The sequence below is a fragment of the Spirochaeta lutea genome, assembly GCF_000758165.1.
Lineage (GTDB): Bacteria > Spirochaetota > Spirochaetia > DSM-27196 > Salinispiraceae > Spirochaeta_D > Spirochaeta_D lutea.
Map to the genome: position 1 here is coordinate 76169 of NZ_JNUP01000063.1, position 16333 is coordinate 92501.

The 16333-nt window shown below is 58.8% G+C and carries 17 protein-coding genes; 4 read left to right on the top strand and 13 right to left on the bottom strand.

Annotated elements, in window-relative coordinates:
* The first annotated feature begins 134 nt into the window (after positions 1–134).
* Positions 135–1862 (top strand): acetate and sugar kinases/Hsc70/actin family protein, encoded by a 1728-nt coding sequence (locus DC28_RS07855; RefSeq protein ID WP_037547509.1) that lies wholly within the window; start codon positions 135–137, stop codon positions 1860–1862.
* 20 nt (positions 1863–1882) lie between these two features.
* On the opposite strand, the gene DC28_RS07860 is transcribed toward DC28_RS07855, so the two are convergent.
* The 12 genes from DC28_RS07860 to DC28_RS07910 all read right to left on the bottom strand — a co-directional run bounded on the left by DC28_RS07860 (position 1883) and on the right by DC28_RS07910 (position 13002).
* The gene (locus tag DC28_RS07860; RefSeq protein WP_052078617.1) at positions 1883–3163 is read right to left on the bottom strand and encodes a winged helix-turn-helix domain-containing protein; all 1281 of its coding nucleotides are present in this window, start codon (positions 3161–3163) and stop codon (positions 1883–1885) included.
* Positions 3163–3519 (bottom strand): hypothetical protein, encoded by a 357-nt coding sequence (locus tag DC28_RS07865; RefSeq protein WP_162180212.1) that lies wholly within the window; start codon positions 3517–3519, stop codon positions 3163–3165. The genes DC28_RS07860 and DC28_RS07865 overlap by 1 nt, the downstream gene beginning before the upstream one ends.
* On the bottom strand, positions 3506–3721 hold the full coding sequence (locus DC28_RS07870; protein WP_037547512.1) for a helix-turn-helix transcriptional regulator: 216 nt from the start codon (positions 3719–3721) through the stop codon (positions 3506–3508). The genes DC28_RS07865 and DC28_RS07870 overlap by 14 nt, the downstream gene beginning before the upstream one ends.
* Positions 3722–3740: 19 nt before the next feature.
* On the bottom strand, positions 3741–4466 hold the full coding sequence (gene msrA, locus DC28_RS07875) for a peptide-methionine (S)-S-oxide reductase MsrA (RefSeq protein ID WP_037547514.1): 726 nt from the start codon (positions 4464–4466) through the stop codon (positions 3741–3743).
* Between the two features lie 2 nt (positions 4467–4468).
* A complete protein-coding gene (locus tag DC28_RS07880) occupies positions 4469–6202 on the bottom strand; it encodes a redoxin domain-containing protein (RefSeq protein ID WP_037547516.1) in 1734 nt (577 codons plus the stop codon).
* A complete protein-coding gene (locus DC28_RS07885; protein ID WP_037547517.1) occupies positions 6203–6667 on the bottom strand; it encodes a hypothetical protein in 465 nt (154 codons plus the stop codon).
* 333 nt (positions 6668–7000) lie between these two features.
* On the bottom strand, positions 7001–7897 hold the full coding sequence (gene mazG, locus DC28_RS07890) for a nucleoside triphosphate pyrophosphohydrolase (RefSeq protein ID WP_052078618.1): 897 nt from the start codon (positions 7895–7897) through the stop codon (positions 7001–7003).
* 323 nt (positions 7898–8220) lie between these two features.
* Positions 8221–8892, bottom strand: coding sequence for an SDR family NAD(P)-dependent oxidoreductase (locus tag DC28_RS07895; RefSeq protein WP_037547520.1), 672 nt, complete (start codon positions 8890–8892; stop codon positions 8221–8223).
* Positions 8864–10870: a spore photoproduct lyase family protein gene (locus DC28_RS16425; RefSeq protein WP_156104624.1), complete on the bottom strand. Its 2007-nt coding sequence runs from the start codon at positions 10868–10870 to the stop codon at positions 8864–8866. Before DC28_RS16425 ends, DC28_RS07895 begins: the two co-directional genes overlap by 29 nt.
* Positions 10871–10958: 88 nt before the next feature.
* On the bottom strand, positions 10959–11255 hold the full coding sequence (locus DC28_RS07905; protein ID WP_037547521.1) for a hypothetical protein: 297 nt from the start codon (positions 11253–11255) through the stop codon (positions 10959–10961).
* A gap of 15 nt (positions 11256–11270) precedes the next feature.
* Entirely contained in the window at positions 11271–11465 is a 195-nt protein-coding gene (locus DC28_RS16430; protein WP_156104625.1) for a hypothetical protein, read from the bottom strand.
* Between the two features lie 49 nt (positions 11466–11514).
* On the bottom strand, positions 11515–13002 hold the full coding sequence (locus DC28_RS07910; protein WP_156104626.1) for a LuxR C-terminal-related transcriptional regulator: 1488 nt from the start codon (positions 13000–13002) through the stop codon (positions 11515–11517).
* Between the two features lie 42 nt (positions 13003–13044).
* Between DC28_RS07910 and DC28_RS16435 the strand changes: the two genes are divergently transcribed.
* Positions 13045–13224 carry a hypothetical protein gene (locus tag DC28_RS16435; protein WP_156104627.1) on the top strand — a complete coding sequence of 60 codons (180 nt, stop codon included), beginning with the start codon at positions 13045–13047 and terminating at the stop codon, positions 13222–13224.
* Positions 13225–13427: 203 nt separating this feature from the next.
* Complete coding sequence (locus DC28_RS15475; RefSeq protein ID WP_156104628.1) at positions 13428–15068, top strand: RCC1 domain-containing protein; 1641 nt, start codon at positions 13428–13430, stop codon at positions 15066–15068.
* A gap of 73 nt (positions 15069–15141) precedes the next feature.
* Here DC28_RS15475 and DC28_RS07920 read toward each other — a convergent pair whose 3' ends face one another.
* Positions 15142–15558 carry a GNAT family N-acetyltransferase gene (locus tag DC28_RS07920; protein WP_037547525.1) on the bottom strand — a complete coding sequence of 139 codons (417 nt, stop codon included), beginning with the start codon at positions 15556–15558 and terminating at the stop codon, positions 15142–15144.
* Between the two features lie 303 nt (positions 15559–15861).
* Between DC28_RS07920 and DC28_RS07925 the strand changes: the two genes are divergently transcribed.
* Entirely contained in the window at positions 15862–16245 is a 384-nt protein-coding gene (locus tag DC28_RS07925; protein ID WP_037547527.1) for a hypothetical protein, read from the top strand.
* Positions 16246–16333: the final 88 nt, after the last annotated feature.

A 16333-nucleotide genomic window follows, 5' to 3' on the forward strand; every position in this document is an offset into this window, starting at 1 on the left:
AATACACCTGATCCCCAGGAATTCCGGGCGGACAACCTAATCATAAATCCCTTCACCCGAGGGATTTATGATTTTTCTATTTTACGCCTGCACTGGTACCCCTACCCGTACCACGGGCATACAAGGAACGACCCATGACAAACCGTAATCCATCAGCCGGGGACACACTGGTCCTCGGATTGGACATCAGCACCCAGAGTATCACCGGCACCCTGTTGTCGGTAAATCCCCGGAGCTACCGCGTACTGGCCGATCACTCCCTAGCCTATGCCCGGGACGAACGGACCAAGCACCTGGGAATCGATCCCCACAGCCTCATTATCCCCGGCCAGGAACCCGGGCAGGCTGAACAGCCCGCAGTCCTCTTTTTGGCTGCTCTGGACGCCCTCCTGGAGGACCTGAAGGGGCAGGGCGCAGCCCTCTCGGAGGTGGCGGCCATTCAAATCTCCGCCCAGCAGCACGGCCACGCCTATCTCAATGACCGGGCGCCGGCGCTGTTTGCTGCGCTCAATTCCACGGTTTCAGGGGGTGCCGGATCAGGAAAATCAGCCGGACCGGGCGACGGGTCAGCCGGACCGGGCGGGGAACAACAAAATCCGTCGGACCCGGATCTGAAAACCCGATTGGAACCGGCCTTCAGTTACCCCGGCTGCCCCATTTGGATGACCAGCAATACATCCCGGGAGGCCGATGATCTGCGCCGGCGGTCCGGGGGCAAGGACGCGGTTATCGCTCTTTCGGGCAGCGATTCGCCCCTGCGTTTTACCGGGGCGGTCATCCGCCGGATTGCCCTAACCGATCCTGGGGTCTACGGCGCTACTGCGTCCATCCGGCTGCTGAACAGCCTCATGGCGGGGGTACTCTCGGGAAACCCGGATGTTCCTGCCGACTGGGGCAATGCCTCGGGAATGACCCTCATGGATTATAAAAACCGCACCTGGTCCTCCGAGCTCCTGGAGGCCGCTGCCGGGGACCTTCCCGGGGGAGCCCGGGGTCTTGAGGACCGCCTGGGCGGCCTTGCCCATCCCCTTACCTGGGCCGGCAGGGTGGCCAGTTATTTTACCCAGCGGTACGGATTCTCGCCGGATTGTCTTGTGGGTGTTGGTTCCGGGGATAATCCCCAATCCAAGGTAGGTACCTGGGGGGATCTTCTCAGCCTTGGAACCAGCTTCGTGTACATGATTCACCAGGATGAACCCCAAACCGATCCCCGGGGTTTCGCCAATAGCATGTACGACGGCCTCGGCCAGCCCTTTGTCTTTGCCTGCCGGACCAACGGGGCCTTGGTCTGGGACCAGGTGCGCCGGAGCTGCGGTATTGAACCCCAGGACTTCGCCGCAGCCGATCAGGCCCTGGCCGCTTCCGCCCCCGGGGAGGACCCCCTCCTGTTCCAGCCCCTGGAGGAGAGTTTCCCCCCCAGTCCCGTCACGGGTAGGATTCAGGGCGATCTCGTCCGGGACTACCCCGGGGTGGTGGACAGCTCTCTGGGCCTGCTCTGGTATTACAGTCGCCATCTCTCCGCCGCCACGGGCCCCCTGGCCATTACCGGCGGTCCCTCGGCCAGTCCGGAAATCTGCCGTCGGGTTGCCTCCCTCTGGCAGCGGCCCGTGGTCCGGGTTGCGGGGTCCGGCGCCTCCCTGGGCGCCGCCCTGGCAGCCTATGCTGGTCTGATCCTGAATCCGGAGGGTCGGGGTGATTTTAATGCCGGTTCCTCCGTTGAGGCGGCGGCTGTCCTGGCGCCCCTGGTTTCCCGAGGGGGTGCAGAAATACCCCCCGATCCCGTTCTGGTGGCTGCCTACCACCATGGCTCCGATGCCTACATCCCGGCCCTCATCCGGCGCTTCGAGGCTCTGGGGTCCTAACCGGCCCCGGGATGGTATGGTTACCCGGCAGGGGCGGGGCGCTCCAGGGTATGGCAGCCGTTGAACCGGGCAAAATCCTCCAGGGCTGCTGTGAGCATGGCATTGGAATCACCATGGGAAAAAAACTCTCCATCCAAGTGCTCGGCTTGAACGGCTAAGACCTTTTCTGCTCTTCGGGCCTTGAGGTCCACCATTCCTACGAAGCCGCGGTGGCTCAACAGGGGCAGGCTGAAATACCCGTAGCGGCGTTTTTCCTTGGGAAGGTAGCATTCGATCCGGTAAGAGAAGTCGAAAAGGGCCTCCACCCAGGCGCGCTGAATGATGAGGTTGTCGAAGGGGGAGAGGATGCAAAGCCAGGGGTCGGAGTTCTTGGGGTGATCATTCGGTGAGGCCGTCGGCAGGCGCGGGTCAGGAAGATTCGGTGGGTCAGGAAGTTCAGGTGGGTCCAGACGACCGGTTGGGTCAAGAAGCACCGGCGGGTCCAGAAGCACCGGCGGGTCCAGAAGCTCCGGCCGGGCGTACCATCCCGGTTCGCCCTGAATAGTCAGGGGGAGGAGGGTGCCGGCTTCCACCTCGTCTGTCAGGGTCTGGACGAGGTGCTTGCGGCCGTCCTTGTGTTGGCTGGTCAGGAAGGGCAGGCGGCTGATGTACTGGTTTTTCAGGGTCATGTCTATGAGGTAGCCGGCCATTTCCTTGGGGTTCGGGGGGGTGGTGGAGATATGGCTGGGCAGGATACGTTCGGCCAGGTCGAAGACCTTCTGAAAGGACCGGCGCTCTCGGACCATGAGTATCCCCTGGTGGAGCAGTTCTTCCAGGGCGATTTTCGCAGGCTTCCAGTCCCACCACTGCCCGGGTTTGTCCCGGGGGTCTTCAAAATCCCTGGCCATCAGGGGACCCTCCTGGGTTATCCGGTTCAGTACATGCTCCACAATCCTTCGGTTTGCCTGGAACCACTCATGCCCCCGGCGGCGGATGCGCTGCATCCGGGGAAGGCTGAAGCGGTACTTCTCCATGGGCAGGTAGGCGGCGGCATGGGCCCAGTACTCGAAGATCTGCCGGTTTTCCAGGGCCGCGTCCAGGTCCCGGGGATGGTAACCCGGAACCCGGGTGTACAGAACATGGTGGTGGGCCCGCTGGATGACGTGGATGGTATCAATCTGAATATAACCGGTGTTTTGTACCGCCTGGTGGACGGATTCACAATACCGGTGGGCGAACCGGGAGAGAACGTGCTGTCGGGCTTCCTGGTTGGTGAGTTCCAGGACCGGGCGGCCGGGCAGGCTGGGTTGAGGGGCGCTCATCAATGCAGGCGCTGTTCTACAATCCGGGACACCAGCTTTGCCACAATCATCACGCTAAGGGTTATGACTACCCAAGGATCCAGACTGGCATTCAGGGATTGCACCACAATGGCTACCACCAGGGTGGCCACCCCGGCCATGTAGCCCAAGCGGCTTGCCCGGTGCAGGTGGCTCGCTTCCCGTTCATCCTGGGGCCGTTCCCGGTACAGGAGCCCCGCGTACAATCCGAAGGCACCGATGAGCAGCCCGAGAATGATCATCTGGAGCTGGGTCGGCATACTCCAACCGAAGGGATCCAGCTTGACCACCGATAATACCACCATCAGTACCGACAGAATAATCTCACCCAGACTCATCAACATAGAAAATCTCCTCCAGGGGCTTTTCGAATTCCCGGGCAATCTTCAGTGCTAACAAAACCGAGGGTACGTAGTTGCCCTTTTCCATGGCAATGATGGTTTGCCGGGTTACACCGATACGCTGGGCAAAATCCTCCTGGGTCAGCCCTGCCATCTGGCGGTGAATTTTGATTGTATTACCCACGGTTTCCTGTGCCATGACCGCTCCACTGTATACGCTAACGCCACTGGACATCAAGAAAGAGATCGGGAAAGGCCTGCCTCAGATGGTCTATTTTAGGCCAGTCCCAGTATACCACATAGGGGTACTCGGGGTTCTTCCTCATAAAATCCTGATGGTATTCCTCGGCTGGGTAGAATTCTTCGGGGCTTTCAAGCATTGAAAGGACGGTTACTATGGGTGATTCGAATGCCCCGCTGAGTTCCAGGTCGGTGATGGCTCGGCTTGCCATCCTCTCCTGGTCCTCCGAGAGGGTAAATATCTCCGACCGGTACTGGGTTCCCCGGTCCGGACCCTGGTAGTTTAATTGGGTAGGATTATGGGCCACCTGAAAAAAGACATCCAACAACTCCTGGTAGCTGATGACCTGGGAATCGTATTCAACGAGAACCGCTTCGGCGTGTTCGGTCACTCCCCGGCTAACCGCGTTGTAGTTTGCCATCCGTGCCTCTCCGCCGGCATAGCCAGAAACCGCCCTATGCACCCCTCGCAGGTGTTCAAACACGCCTTCCACCCCCCAAAAACAGCCCCCGGCGAACACGGCCGTCCGGAGTTGTTCGGGCCCCTGGGTCGGCTGGAGTGATTCGGGCTGGACGGAGGTTCTGTCCTGCTGTTCCGGGGGGTTCCCCTGGGCTGTACCCAGTCCGGGAAGCAAGAGTACCAGGGCAGCAGCCAGGAAGGCAGCTGGCGCCCGTCTGATTGGTATGGAAATCTGATTGATCATAGCTATCCTCCAAAGGTAAAGGTGTAGATCCGCGTTCCCCGGGACAGGGTCAGGGTAATCTCCCCCTGTTGAGTCCGGGGATGCTGCACCAGCTGGTACATTCGGCTGGCATCCACGGTTATACTGGGGCTTTCGGAATCCCCGGGTTGGGAAATGGCAATAGTCCCTGTTCCGCCCGCCGGGGCTGCTACCACGGCATTCACCGTCTTGGCCTGGTAGGCGAGGGTCACCCGGGATGAGTCTCCGGCGGCCTCGGCGTATTCCGGGGTAATCTTCCACAGACCCTCCAGGGACCAATGGTGGAGGTCCAGGGTTTCAGGGGGGCTGAATTCCTGCTCACCGAAGGCCAGAGGGGGGGTGCCCTGGAACCCTTCCGCCCTGCGGCTGCCCAGGTACATCTCCGGGGTCGAGGCATATTCCTGATTCGAAACCGGGCCCAGGCTTGTAGGGGGGGAGTAGCCCGCCTCAATGAGCAGGCTCTGGATCATTCTCTCGGTTTCCAGATAGTCGCCCTCACCGAAGGTGAAGAACCGTACCTGGCCCTGGGCATCAATCAGAAAATGGGCAGGCCAAAACCGGTTTTTATAGCTCCGCCACTGGGCAAAATTATTGTCCAATACCACCGGCCAGGTGATTCCCTGATCTTCCACCGCCTTTTTCACATTTTCCAGGCTTCGTTCAAAGGAAAACTCCGGGGAATGGACGCCGATAAGCTCAAAGCCGTGGGCCCGGTATTTCCGATACCAGTCCTGGAGATAGGGCAGGGTTCGTATACAGTTGACGCAGCTGTAGGTCCAGAAGTCGATGAGGACGACCCGTCCCTCCAGGGCATCCATGGTTAGAGGCCGGCTGTTGATCCAGGGGCCCTGGGCAATCAGGTCCGGGGCCGTGCCGTAGCGTCCCGCCACCGCCTCCCGGCTTAGATCCGTATCCACCCCTGCGAAGACGCCCTCCTGGCTGTACTGGTCGTTCTGTTCCAGGAGTTGATCCTCCCGTTCCCGGAGGGCCTGGTTAACGGCATCGCTCTGCTCCAAGGCGGTGAGGTTGCTTCCATATCCCGGGAATGCATCCAGGACGGCGCTTTGGAACCGCAGATCCCAGCCCAGGGCAATAACAAGGCTCATGGCCATCATTACCACCCCGAATCCCCGCCGGATTCCCTGACTATGCCGGCTCAGAGCGGGAACCCGACGAAGTAGTGCCCGGCCCCCCACCATAATAAAATACATGGGAATTGCTGTACCCAGACTGTAGGCCAGGGTGATTACAAAGGCTCCTGCATCAATGGAACTTGCCAGGGCCAGGGTGATGACCGAGGCCAGAATGGGGCCCACGCAGGGCGTCCACAGAATACCCAGGCTCATACCCAGGGGAACCCCGCTCCAGAACCCCCCAACCCGTCCTTGACGGGGCTGAAAGCGGGTCACCAGTTTTGATACCCCGGCTTCAAACCACCTGTTCAGCTGGGGTACCACCATGACCAGGCCGAACAATGCCAATACCGCCACCGCCAGGACCCTCAGACTCCCGGATTCCAGCCCCGTCGCCTCGGCCAGGGCCGAGAGGGTAACGGTGAACACGGTGAAGCTCAATACGAACCCCAGGATAATCCCCCAGGGCCTGGCTCGGCCGCCCCCGGAGCCCCCGGCCAAGACGACCGGGAGCACAGGTAGGATGCAGGGCGAGAGGATGGTTATAATCCCTGAAAGAAAGGCAAATCCCGCCAGTAAAAGCATTTACATCTCCTCGTCGGTGTGCATCACCAGGGTCTCAACCCCGCCGCCGGTCCAGCGTTCCGCGGCCATACCCATCGCGTCGATGCGGATAAAGGTTCCACCGGAACTCACCTCGTACTTCTGCCACACCTCCCGGGCCGATTTCGGTACGGTAATCACGGTTACCTGGGGCGGAATCTTGGCAAACTCATTGTCAATCATCATCTTTGCGGCCATGGATTCCTCGCTGTCATCTAGGAACAGCAAAACGGTGGGGCCGGTTTCCGCATACATGGCGGCTTCTTCGGGGGTGGTGTACTCCATCTTCATGGCCATGGCGCTCATCATCATAGCATCGTCCTTCTCCATGGCCTCTTCCTGCATCATGGTATCATCCTTCTTCATGGACCCCTCTTCGGAGGTTCCTCCCGCGAACATCTGGCCCATTCCCAAGAGGATGATCAGAACTCCTATAACTTTCCGCATATCTCGCTCCTTCTGAGCTCCCGGAGTTCCGGATACCCCGGGGCTGCTCGGTATGAATATTATTCCTGACAGAAATACTATACCAAATGTAAAGCCGACAATACAAAATGTCAAGTTGAGTATACAAACCTTATGGGAAAAATTTCTAGTTGGCCAAAGATTGCAGCGTTACACCTCGGGTGGACCACCCCGTGAAGATGAATCTATAGGAAACAACCATGCACCATGGCTGTGCCCTTCGGGCATGACCCCGAGGGTATTGTTGATGGGGGAGGGAACCAGGATAGTATAAAGAGCCCGGCGGACGGTCAGCCGGATCGACGGTAGTCAGGGTTAGTCTTCGTTTTGCTTTACCTGGTCCCAGAGCCGGTCCATCCGTTGAAACTCCTGGGGGCCCATGGGGACGCCCTGGGCCTTCATTTCCTGTTCCACCCCCCGGAAGCGGCGGGAGAATTTTGCATTCGCCCGGTGTAGGGCGATGGCGGGGTCAATATGAAGGAACCGTGCGACATTGACCACAGAGAACAGCAGGTCTCCCAGTTCTTCTTCCAGGTGATCCTGATTCTTTGTCTGTTCCTCCGGGGAGGAGCCGGCGGATGGAGAGGCGGTTCCGGAAGGGGATTGGGGAGCTGGGGATAGTTGCCGGTTCTTCCAGGCTTCCCGGGTTTCCTCCAATTCTTCCTGGATCTTGTCCCAAACCGGTTCGGCCTCGGTCCAGTCGAAGCCGGCTTTGGCGGCCTTTTTTTGGAGTTTGTAGGCACGCTCCAGGGGAGGAAGGGCCTGACTGACTGAATCCAGGATGGAATCCTTTTTGCGCCGACCCTCTACCGTTTCCTTGATCTGATCCCATTGACGGACAACCTCGTCAGGGTGGTCCGCCTGGGCGTGGGAGAATACGTGGGGATGCCGGCGGATGAGTTTTTCACTCACCTCGTGGAGGATTTGCTGAACAGTAAAATCACCCTGATCCTCATAGATCTGGCCGATCATGACGGCCATGAGCATTACATCCCCGAGTTCTTCCCGGATATGGGGTAGATCCCGGTGATTGATGGCCTCCACGGCTTCGTATGCCTCCTCGATGAGACCTGCCCGGAGACTCTCCGGGGTCTGCTCCCGGTCCCAGGGACAGCCCTGGGGGGATCGGAGCTGGCTGACGATTCGGTATAGCCGCTGGAAGCCCGGTGTTTCGGGGCCGGGAGGGATTAGGGGTTCTTTTCCGTTGCTCATGCCTGGCAGTGTAATATCCGGGACGGACCTTGCCAAGCCGGTCCGGGGCGAAGGCCCGACGGCTGGTGCATTCCCTGACTGGCGGCCGGGGCGGAGCCGGTCAGCGATCCCTGGCAGCCGGAGCATGTCCGGAGATACCTGCGACCCAAGGCTTGGCTCCGGGGCGGGGTTCAGAAGGGGAGGCAGGGGGGGGCTGATCAGAGGTTCGGGGCCTCAGAGCTAGGGGCCGGTGTCTCAGAGCTACGTGCCGGTGTCTCAGAGCCACCTGCCGGTGCCTCCGGCCCGGGGACCCTGTTAGATTCCAAGGATGGGGGGCCGACGCATCAGGTCCGGGGGCCTTTTTGGATGCCCAGGATGGGTGGGCGGATGGTGATTTCGGTAACGATGTTCGGCTGCTCCAGAATGTCGGCTACGATCCGGGCTAGTTCGGCGGGCTCAATGGCCGCCGCGGGGTCCGGGGAGGGGCGGAATTCCAGGTTGTCGAAGAAGCCGGTGCGGGTGAGGTCGGGGTTTATACAGGTGACCCCGGCTCCGAAGCGCCGTAAATCTTCCTGGAGGGATAGGCTGAAGCTGCGTAGACCTGCTTTGGTGGCGCTGTAGAGGGCTGCCCATTTGGAGGATCTGGTGGCCTCGATGGAGGCGATGTGGATGATCCGGCCGCTGTTTTTCTGGATGGCCGGAAGGCAGAGCTTAGCCAGTACCATGGGGGCGGTCAGGTTCACCGCCACCATGTTCTGGATATCCCGGGGGCTGATCTGCTCGTGGGGGCGGAACATACCGAAACCCGCCGCATTGATAATCCCCCAGGGGGGTGATTCCTCCAGGAGGGATTCCACCTCCCGGACCAAGGCCTCCTGGTTTTCCAGCCGGGAGAGGACGGGAACAACCCGGTACTGGGGGCGGGATGCCAGTTCAGCATGAATTGCCCTGCCCATACCTCCGGTGCTTCCGGTAAGGTAGAGGATCTTAGGGGGTGGAGAGGCGGTCTGATTCACGGTATTCCTCCTCGGGTAGGGTTCGGCCGGCGGAATGCATGGAGATTTTCTCCCCGTAGCGGGTAAGCATATCCTCCTCAAAGGCCGGGTTATCCGGATATTCTCGCCCCATTACCGCGGTCCAGAGCCGGGGATCCTCCATACAGAGGTAAAAATACACCTCCCGGTGCCAGTCCGCAAGCTCATGGTAGGCCAGGGTAAAGAGCTGCTCCTTGATTTCCAGGGGATAACTCAGTTTTCCCTGGGCGTTTTCCATGGGCATCTGCAGAATCTTGCTCCGGATCAGGCTCTTCCGAAGGGCCTTGATGACCGGTTTTGTGAAGGTGAGGGTGCCCAGGGACACCATTACTACCTCCCCGGGGACGAATCTTGCTCTCAATTTGCGGCAGAGCCCGGCGTAGTCCTCCTGCCAGCCCCGGTACCAGACCATGGGGTGCAGGTGGAATCCCACCAGGACGCCCCGGTCTGCCAAGGAACGGGCGGCGTCCAGACGCTGGTCGAGGCTTGCGGTTCCCTGTTCCTCATGGTCGATGATTACCGGGGTATTGAGGCTCCAGGTGCATACCAGGTTTGCCGGTACCGGTCGCGTGAGCAATGCGCTGACGTCCCCGGATTTGGTTTTGAGCTCCAGAATGACCCGGGGATGGCGGCGGGCAAAGTCCAGAAGGGCGTCCAGGGCGCCATGGCGTTCGGCCCACAGCAGGGAATCGGAGCTTTGGCCCGTACCGATGTGGTAGGATTTGTGCTTGTCCAGTTCCAGGGCGGCAAGCTTCTCGGGGAAGTCCGGATCGAACACCACCCGGCCGGGGTCATAGAAGGTCCTGATGGCACAGTAGCTGCAGTCGAAGCCGCAGCCCTGGATGACGTCCAGGGTTTTGAGGTTGCAGCACCGGGTCTTGGCGGATGCTACCGGGCAGTCCCCTAGGGCCAATGCATCCTGGGGCCTGTCCACCAAACGGCGGTGCTTCGGGGTGGCCAGCTCCATCCCCGTAAAATCCGTGTATGATTTTTCCCGGTCCCTCGTCTCCCGCCAGAGCCGCCGCAGATCTTCAAATCGGCATATTCCTCGGCTTACCGCCTGCTCCAGATTCACCTCATCCCAGCTGCGAAGATCAGCTGCCCAATCTACCACCTGCCTCAGCTCCTGGAAGCTGAAGCGCCGGTGATTCCAGGCGATCTCCAGGGCTTTGGCATCCCGGGGATCCAAGGCTTGGAAGGCATGGCTCCGGGTTATGGTTCGTACCACCGATTCTTTGGTGGCCGGAATGCCGGTATGGATGCCCGGACCGGGTTCGGTTGCCAGGACTGAAACCAGGCGATCCAGGGTATCCAGGCAGCCGGCCATGTAGGCCCTGGTTTGCTCCTTGGGGGGAACATTCGAATCACCATAGTCTGAGACCACCCGAACAATCGAAAATCGTGCCTCCGGCCAGAGGTCAGCAGCCTTCCTTGCCACGTACCAGCCCTCCATATCCGCGATTATTCCTATTCCGGGTTTCCGAAGGCCAGCCCAGTCTGTGAGCGGCTGGTCCACAGTGATCAACGCGGCCTGGAGTACTCCTCCCAGAAGCGGGCAGGTGATTGGCAACTCTTCGTCCAGGGTGATTTCACGGCGGCAGGATCGAGCAAGGACCGGCTGGCCCAGGACGAATACCGGTTCTCCGAGGGATTGGTCAGAAGGGTCCCTCGGAACCGGCCTGGGGGGAGGGGCGGCTGCGGTGCCCGCCAGGATAATGGTATGCCATGTACGCTTAGCATGTTCAGAAGCAGCTCCAAACAGCCAGTCCAGGGCGGCTTCGACGGCGGATCCGCCCACTCCGGTAACCAGAAGCACCGGTTTCTCGGCGCCGCGGAATACCCGGAAGGGACGGGTTTCATACTGTGTTAAGCCCAGGTGCTCGATGATGGGCTGAGCCTCAGCCAAAAGGGGGCAGAGGATGAGCACCCGGGAGTGGGTTGGCGTTTTATTTCCCGGCATACCGGGCAGTATACCCTAGGTCGGGGGTATTACAACTAGGGTGCAGGAACGATCGCAGTGTTGCCCCCTGCGGAACTACTCCCGGGGTTTAGGAATCGCCGTAGATCTCTTCAAAAAACAAGGCGAGGTCGGAGATGAGGGGTGTAAGCTCGGATTCCGGGACGGTCTGGGTTATCCGGGCCCGGTTCTCCTGGGTAAAGGAATCATCGGGGTAATACACCAGGGGTTCCAGGTTAGTAAGCCTGTCGCTGTAGATAATCTGCCAGCCCTGGGCGGTTTTTCCGAGAAATACCCCCAGGCTCATCCGGAAGGAATAATCATCAATGATCGCCAGGGCGGTCTGATTCGCCCCGGTGGTAAACACCCGCACGATCTCGTAGGCCAACCCGGCCTGCTCATCCTAGGGGAATTCTTGTTGCAACACCTCCTGCAGCTCCGTCGGAATTGCTGCGGGGTCGCCGTGACGATCGGCTCCTGCTGAACCTGTCTGGTCCTGTCCGGATAGGGGAAGTACCAGAAATATCCAACAGAGCATGCCTAGGATGCTCGTAAGCAGTGATGGGGTATATCCTGAACGGTAAGAATGACGGCTCATGGGCCCTCCTTAAACATTGCTGTATTCCATAGGGCGCAATGTATATAGGTCAACGTTCGGATGGGGAATGCCTAACTCCTTCTCCCTTGGTTGGGGATTCGCGTTGCAGGCGCAGGACAATCTCCGTACGGTTGGAAACCTTGAGCTTCCGCATAATACTATAGAGGTGATTTTTCACCGTGCCCTCGGAGATGAATAGGATGCCGCCGATCTCCTTGTTGCTTTTCCCGAGGGCCACCTGATTCAGAATCTCCGTTTCCCGGGGGGTGATACCGAATTCGGCGGTGAGGGTGGAAAAGTCGATGGGTTCTAACCGGGGCTCAATCCGATGCAAGGCCTTGGAAACCGATACCGCCAGGGTATTCCCGATGGCTACCATCCCAGCAAGGGTTATCCCGGTGGTGATGAGGTTCAGGTAGATTTCATTCGATACGGGTATGTTCAACAGGGAGAGGAGGAATCCCAGGGGAGCGAAGTCCCGGGAAAGAAGGATCTCCGAGTAATGGAATGTCTCCCCCAGGGTAATGAGGAGAAACATGGTTACCGCTCCGATCATGGCCCAGGCTTCTCGGGCACCCCTGAGGGCTGCAACGGCGAAGCGTAGGGTTATCACCAGGAGTATCAGACTCTTAATAAGGTTATAGACGATTACGATCCTGGAGTAGGTCAGAACCGGGACCAGCAGTACGACCAGAATATCCAGGGCTATCAAGAAGGTTAGGGGCAGGGTTACCCAGCGTGGCAGATAGCGGGGATACACGGATTCGATGAGGCGGATAAAGATTAAGAACACCAGGGGCGCCGAAAGGTACTCCAGTTTCAGCTGGAGAACCCAGGGAAAATCCGGGATGAGCCGGCTCACCAGCATATTGCCCGTGACGGCTACCCGTACCGACATGGTAATGAACATGATTCCCAGGAGCAAGGCCGCGGGGTTTTTACGGTTCCGGTAGACCACGAGGTTGTAGAATGCCAGGGTCAGGAAGCTGCCCACAAGAAAGATGTCATACATGGTTTCTGTGCTATCCAGGGCGGTGATTTGATCCGGTGTACCGAGCTTGAGGGGTTTCCACATCCCGCCCCGGCGGTGATGGTAGTTGGACACCTGGGCGACGATGGATGTGGTTCCCCGGGGGACATCGAAGGTTACGGTATCCATACGGTAGTGGGGCCGGGAGGTTTCCGGGGAGGTTCCTACATCACCGCTTTTTGCCACCAGTCTGCCGTTTATCCAGAGGGAATATGCCGTGGAGGGATTAGGAATCCAAAGGGAAGCCCGGGACATATCCGGTGGAAAGGTTAGATCCAGGGCAAAGGTAGCAAAGCCGAATCCCCCCACGGGGTTACCGTTATGCCGCCAGCTGTTCCAGGTGCCAGGCATTTCGAACACGGCCGCCGAGCCTCCGGCCTCGTAGCCCTGGGATCCTTGGGACGGCGAGATGTCTCCGGGTTCCAGCAGCTCTTCCCAAAAAATCCTCCACTCACCGGTGAGCTCCAGGATCCCCTGTTCCTGGAAGCTCCAGTCCGAAAGGTCCATCCATCCCGATTCGGCCCTGGGGGTCTGGGTATCCTGGTCAGTATGAGGAATCTGCTGATGTTGAGCGGAGAGTACAAAGCAGTTCAGCACTGTGAACAAGAGAAGGGCTACATGTCTCTTGGTGAGCGGATTCAACTCACGACACCCCCTGAAAAACACAGCCAGGGCGAATACCAACCAACATCCCCCGAAAGATCCTCGGATGCCCAAAATTATGACTAAAGTACTATGGAATAGTCAAGCCTCAGCAGCCATTAATTGGGTATGGGCATCGCCGGTTAGGAGCACTATGCGTCATAGCAGCCTTGGGAGTCTTATGGGAGAATATACCCCGATCCGACGGTCCCCAAAATTATACCCCCGTATTCAACGGCTGTGAGCCGGCCCCCGGAAGGGTGAAACGGGTTGGAAAAGGAGAAGAGCAAATGAAGAAACTGCTTATCCGGGTTGTTTCTATTGGCGGATTACTGGGGATCATGGTTCTATTCACCGGGTGTACCGGTATCTTCGGAGGCGAGGAGCCGGAAGCCGGAGCTACCCTGGTGTACCATAGCAACGGTGCCCAGTCAGGTAGTGTGCCCGTGGATTCCCGGCAGTACCTGCCGGGCGACGTGGCGGTTGTATTCGGTAATACCGGCTCCCTGGCGAAGCCCGGCTTCAGCTTTTCCGGGTGGAATACCCAGGCGGACGGCGGCGGCACACCCTATGCCGGGGGCGACAGCTTCATATTCGGTTCCGAATCTACGGATCTCTATGCCCAGTGGCAGGTGGTCCCGGAAACCTACCTGGTGACCTATGACGGCAACGGCGCCGACAGCGGAGAACCGCCGGTGGATGATACTACCTACCAGTCGGGAGCGTCCGTGACGGCGGCTGTTGTTCCCGGAGATTTGACCCGTTCCGGGTACGGAATCCTCAGCTGGAACACCGAGCCGGACGGCAGCGGCGTTTCCTATGCCCCGGGGGATAGTTTTCTGATAGAAGGGGAGGATGTAACCCTGTACGCCGAGTGGTTCGCCCTGGTTGCAGATGTAGCCCTGGGGTACGATCACAGCTTTATCGTCACAACCCAGGGAACCCTCTTTGCCATGGGCAGGAATTCCAACGGGCAGCTTGGCCTGGGAGACACCGATGACCGGCTGCTTCCCACACCGGTTCCCACGGATGAACCCATTACCGCCGCTTCGGCAGGGCTTTCCCACTCCCTCCTGGTTGACGAAACCGGTGCTGTTTGGGCAGCCGGTTGGAATATTGCCGGCCAACTCGGCCTGGGAGACACCGATGACCGGAATACCTTCACCGCCCTGACCGGTATCACTAACGGACTGGATGTGCAGGCCGCCTATGCCTTTTCAACCATCTTGACCACCGACGGTACCGTTTTCGGCATGGGCCAAAACCAATACGGTCAGATAGGTGATAATACCACTACAGACAAAGACTCCCCCGCCCAGTCACCGGGCATTACCACCGCGGTAGCCCTGGCAAGCGCCGGGTGGGCACAGTCCCATACCATCATTCTTACCTCCCCGGGCAGTGTGTTATCGGTAGGGGCAAACCACAGCGGTCAGTTGGGGGTGGGAGATACCACGTCCCGCTCCATTCCTGCCGCCGTGTCCTCCCCAACGGATGTGGTCGCCATATCCACGGGAGGCTTCCACACCCTGTATCTGACCGCCGACGGCACCCTCTACGGTACCGGCAGCAGCAGCCAGGGGCAGTTGGGAGGGGGCGCCAACGCCGAAGGCACCGAAGACCCCTATGAAATAATGACCGGCGTCGCAGCCATGTCGGCGGGGGACGAATACAGCATGGTAATCACCCAGGACGGCACCCTCCTGGCCTCGGGACTCAACGAAGACGGCCAGCTCGGCCTTGGCCATACCAGCACAATCTACGAATTCCTTCCGGTGATGGATGATGTCGCCGCAGTGTACGCCGGGATCGAGCATACCCTTATTGTGAAAACCGACGGTACCCTCTGGGCTGCCGGGGCAAATGACCGGGGCCAGCTCGGCGACGGAACCCTGATAACCCGCCCGACACCCGTGCGGATCACCTACTGACCGGATCTTCCAGGCCGGGAGATTCGAACAAGCCCCGGGAAAGGCAGGCTGGGACCCGACCGGCTCCAGCCCCCTATCCTAGGGGATCCTCGGGGGTAATAATCCAGCAGCCAGGGTGGTTTGTATATCCAATCCTCGGATAGTACCCAGCCGCCTTAGGGGCTGCCAGGAGGATGAGCTTAGCCCGAGGCCCGAGGGTTTCCCGTGTCTTTTTTTGCAGGGTGATTCCAATGCCCCTGGCCTGGTAATCCCTATCCACACAGAGATCCGACAAATAACACGCGTAATGAAAATCCGTTACCGACCGGGCAATACCGATTAGAGTACCCCCGATCCGCGCGGTCACCACCAGATTGCTGTTCTCCAGCATCCCCCGGATACAATCCCGGTCCTGAACCGGCCGCCGCTCACCCAATCCCGAGCGGTTTAAAACCCGGATAAACTCCTCTACTCCAACCGGCTCGTTAACAGCATACACCAATTGCTCCATGACCTTCTCCTCAAGAATACTATAGCGCTCCGGAGAAACCGAGGATAGACAGCTCCAGGGGTTGATCGGCCTGGGGCGAGGCTGGGCACGCACTTCCCTTCAGTACTAAGGTTTCATTGAATTTTTAGAAAAAAACATTAATAGGATTTTCCTGCAAATAGCATATGCTAAAATCTCCTTGAGTTAATTAGGAAAACTTCAGGTAAGTGGACTATTACAGGAAGTTTTTGTAAAAGGGTATTGATTATTGTCTGTTGCTCCTTATACTAAGGGGAGAATACAACAACGAAAAGGAGAGTTGATATGAAGAAGGTTGCAAAACTTCTCGTAGCAGCGGTAGTACTGATGGTACTCTTCGCGTCTTGTACAACCATGAAGGTTGAAGGTCTTTCTTACGGGGCTCCGGCAAATGTTGAGACCCTGGGTGAGTTTAACACCACCGTAACCGGGTTTAAGCTCCTGGGTTCCGGCGCCGGTACCACTCTGGTGAATATCCGGTCAAATGCCCCTGGGGACGACATCGAGGAAGCAATCCAGGATGAAATTGCGAAACTCGGCGGAAACGGCGCGGTTGATGTAACCATCGAGTACGGCGCTGAATTCCTTGACATGCTGCTGACCTCAGTAACCGGTAACGTGTACGCTCCGTACACCATCAAGATTTCCGGTACCGTCGTTAAGTACTAAAATCAGGCGGGTTTTCAGGTTCGGGAGGATTTCCGGGCCTGATGAAGACCGCCGGTGCAAAAGGCCCTTGTACGGTAACAGGTACAGG